This window comes from Halanaerobium sp. (assembly GCF_003070835.1).
On the sequence record NZ_QBLR01000322.1, the window covers coordinates 1 to 3,715 of the forward strand.

Here is a 3,715-nt window from a genome sequence, read left to right on the forward strand (position 1 = left end):
CCGCACCTATGAAAGCCCCACCTGCCCCGCTCTTATCTAAATTATGATTAAATAGGCTTATAAAATAAATAATGGAGGGATAAATCTTGTTTAAAAAAACAGAGGAGAAGAGTAGTTTTAGATTTAATTTAAATTATAAGTTGATATTTATCATGCTGGCGATTAGTTTGATTCCAATTGCACTGCTGGGATATATAATTACTAATCAGAGCAGCCAGGCACTTAGAGAAGCAAATTTTAATCAGCTCAATTCAATCAGGATAAATAAAGCAAATCAAATTGAAAGCTTTTACAGTGAGCGTAAGGGTGATGTTAATGTTTTGAGTAATACTCCGATTGTAATAGATGCTTTTAATAATTTTAATAATGCTTTTTCATCGGGTGGGACTGAAGGAGTAATGTACGATATCTACATAGAACAGTTTGGACCTTATTTTAATACATATGCTGAGGAAAATGAATATAAAGATTTATTTTTAATTAATCTAGAAGGAGATATTATCTTTTCTCAGGCTCAGAACAGTGATCTAGGGCAGAATCTAATTGAAGGAGATTTAGCAGAGACAAATCTTGCTAGAGCATATAACGAGGCTCTGGAAGGTAATGTTTCTCTGGTAGATTTCAAATATTATGGACCGGTGGAAGCTCCAATTCAATTTGTGGCTGCTCCAGTTTTTGAGAATGGAGAGATAATTGGGGTTACTGCTCTGCAGATTTCTGCTCAGCCGATTAATAGGATAATGGGTGAACTTTCCGGTTTAGGAGAAAGTGGAGAAACATATCTTGTTGGGGCAGATAAGTTAATGCGCTCTGATTCTAGATTTACTGATTCAAATGATATTTTAGCAGAGGAAATTGACACTGAAGCTGTTAATCAGGCTCTAGCCGGTAGTGAAGATAGTCAAATAATTAATGACTACCGGGGGATATCAGTTTTAAGTTCTTATTCCAGCCTTGATATTACAGAGTTTGACTGGGCAATTATTGCCGAAATTGATGAAGCTGAAGCTTTTAGTGAGATTACTGCGATGAATAATAATGCCCTAATGATGATAGTAATTATTGCTCTGCTGGTAATTATTATTGCTTATTTTTTTTCTAAGAAAATAACAAATCCGATTTCAAAGGCGGTTGAGATGGCTGAAGAAATCTCTGCCGGTAACTTATCTGTTTCTAAGCTTAAAATTAAAAGTAACGACGAGATTGGTGATCTGGCAGACTCTTTAAATAAGATGCTGACAAATTTAAAAGCAATAATCAAAAATGTGTCGGATATAGCTTCTAATCTTGCAGCTTCAAGTCAGCAATTATCTGCTTCTGGTGAGGAAGTGGCAGCTTCTGCAGATCAGGTTGGAGATTCTATCCAGCAGGTAGCTTCTGGTGCCGAGGAACAGTCAGCCCAGGTTGAAGAAGCAGGAAGTATTATTAAGCAGCTGATAAATCAGATCTCTGAGGTTAATGGCATTTCTACTGCTATGAATTCACAGGCTGATGCCGTAATGAACAATATAGAAATTGGAAGTAGTTCTGTTGAGAATTCAGTTGAGCAGATAGAAAATGTAAAGGATAATTCTGCTCAGGTTGCAGATGATATTAATTATTTAGGGGAGCTTTCTACAAAAATAGGTAATATAGTGCAGCTAATTAATGGAATTGCCGAGCAGACTAATTTGCTTGCTTTAAACGCAGCTATAGAAGCTGCCAGGGCAGGGGAAGCAGGTAGAGGTTTTTCAGTTGTAGCTGATGAAATTAGAGAATTAGCTGAAGAATCATCAACAGCAACTGATCAAATAAATTCCCTAATTAAAGAAATTCAAAGTGGTGTAGATAACGCAGTTTCTAAAATGGATAATACAGAAAAAGTTGTAGATAACAGTGTTGAAGCGATTGATCAAACTGGAAGTTCTTTTACAAAAATTAATCAGGCAGCAGCAGAATTACAAAACCAGATTGAAAAGATTACTCAAAAGGCAGAACAGGTTAATCAAAACAGTAAATTTGTTGATTCTACGATTACTGAAATTGCAGCTGTCAGTGAAGAGGCGGCCAGTAATTCAGAAGAAGTGGCCGCCGCCAGCGAAGAGCAGTCTGCGTCTACAGCAGAAATTGTTAACGCAGCTGATCAGCTTTCTAATATGGCAGATGAGCTTACAAAGGCTATAGCTCAGTTCAATCTATAATCGCTTAGCAAGTTCACTCCCAGCCATAAATGCTGTGGCAAAGGCAGCCTGAAGGTTATAGCCGCCGGTATCGCCATCAATATCTAAGACCTCTCCGGCTGCAAAAAGGTTATTGGTGATTCTGGATTCCATAGTCTGGGGATTGATCTCACTGAGGTCGATCCCTCCTTTAGTAACCATTGACCGATTAAAATCAGCTAGAGATTTAATTTTAAATTCTAAACTAGAAAATAGGTCAATAATTTCTCTTCTTTCTTCTTTTCTTAGGTGAGCAGCATTCTGACTGCCATCTATATCTGCAATATCAAGTATTTTTTCGATCAGTCTCTGGGCCAGCGGATATTTAATGAGAAGATTAAGCAGATTTAATCTGCCTTCTCTTTCAATTTTTTTGATTAAATTATTTTCTAATTCTTCTTTAGAATAATTTAAGAGTTTTATTTTTATAATATCTCCTTTTTCCATATAGCGCGAATAATTAATTATACCGGGACCTGAAAGACCTTGGTGGGTTAAAAGTAGATCATCTTTCCAGCTTTTTAATAGCTCATTATTTCTCCAGAGAGAAATTTCTTTAACTCTGAGAGAAATTCCACTCAACATTTTAAATTTATAATTTTTAATAACCACAGGTGCTAGGGCAGGACGGGGTTCGATAATCTTATGGCCCAGACTGCGTGCAATCTGAAAACCATCTCCCGTTGAGCCAGTTTTTGGGAAAGATTTACCTCCCACTGTAAGTAAAAAATAATTACTTATATAAGTTTCAGCGGCTGTTTGAACTTCAAAATATTCATTTTGCTGCTTAACTCTTCTTACTTCTGAATTATATATTATATCTATATTTCTATTTTTAATTTCTTTTAATAAAACATTTAAAATATCGGAGGCCTGATTTGATTCTGGGAAAATTTTACCGCCTCTGACTTCTCGAAATTTAATTCCTCTATCTTCAAAAAACTGCATCAGCTTTTGATTATCAAAAGTATAAAGTGCCCCCATTAGAAAATTATAATTTTCTCCATAGTGGTCGAAGAATTGTGAAATATCTCCTCCATGTGTCAAATTACACTGACCGGAGCCGCTGATCAGAAGCTTTTTGCCGGCGCTAGAATTTTTTTCTAAAATTAATATTTTTTTATACTTATTATTTGCTGCAGCCTGAACTGCAGCAAAAAGTCCTGCCGGTCCAGCACCTGCAATAATTAAGTCAGCTTTCATTTTCCTGCCCCCATATTCTTAAATGTATTATCAAAATTTACTTTTCAAACTAAAAAAATCTCCCAAACAGGAGACTTTAAAAATTGCTATAATCGTTGATATATAAATGGTGCCGAAGGCGGGGGTCGAACCCGCACGGCCGCAAGGGCCACTGGATTTTGAATCCAGCGCGTCTGCCAATTCCACCACTTCGGCATCAACACCAATTATTTTAACATAGAAAATTATTAAAAGCAAGAGTTAGCATTTTAGAGCTTTTTGCTTTGTACAATTTTTTCTTAAAAAAGAATAAAAAATTTGCAGTAAATATCTCC

Annotated in this window: 2 protein-coding genes and 1 tRNA gene; 1 reads left to right on the forward strand and 2 read right to left on the reverse strand. The window is 36.1% G+C overall.

The window, feature by feature from the left end:
• Positions 1 to 86: 86 nt before the first annotated feature.
• Positions 87 to 2,180 carry a methyl-accepting chemotaxis protein gene (locus tag CI949_RS18290; protein WP_290769049.1) on the forward strand — a complete coding sequence of 698 codons (2,094 nt, stop codon included), beginning with the start codon at positions 87 to 89 and terminating at the stop codon, positions 2,178 to 2,180.
• Here CI949_RS18290 and CI949_RS18295 read toward each other — a convergent pair.
• Positions 2,175 to 3,401, reverse strand: a complete 1,227-nt coding sequence (locus CI949_RS18295) for an NAD(P)/FAD-dependent oxidoreductase (protein WP_290769052.1) — start codon at positions 3,399 to 3,401, stop codon at positions 2,175 to 2,177. The genes CI949_RS18290 and CI949_RS18295 overlap by 6 nt on opposite strands.
• 107 nt (positions 3,402 to 3,508) lie before the next feature.
• Positions 3,509 to 3,596, reverse strand: a tRNA-Leu gene (locus CI949_RS18300).
• Between the last annotated feature and the right edge of the window lie 119 nt (positions 3,597 to 3,715).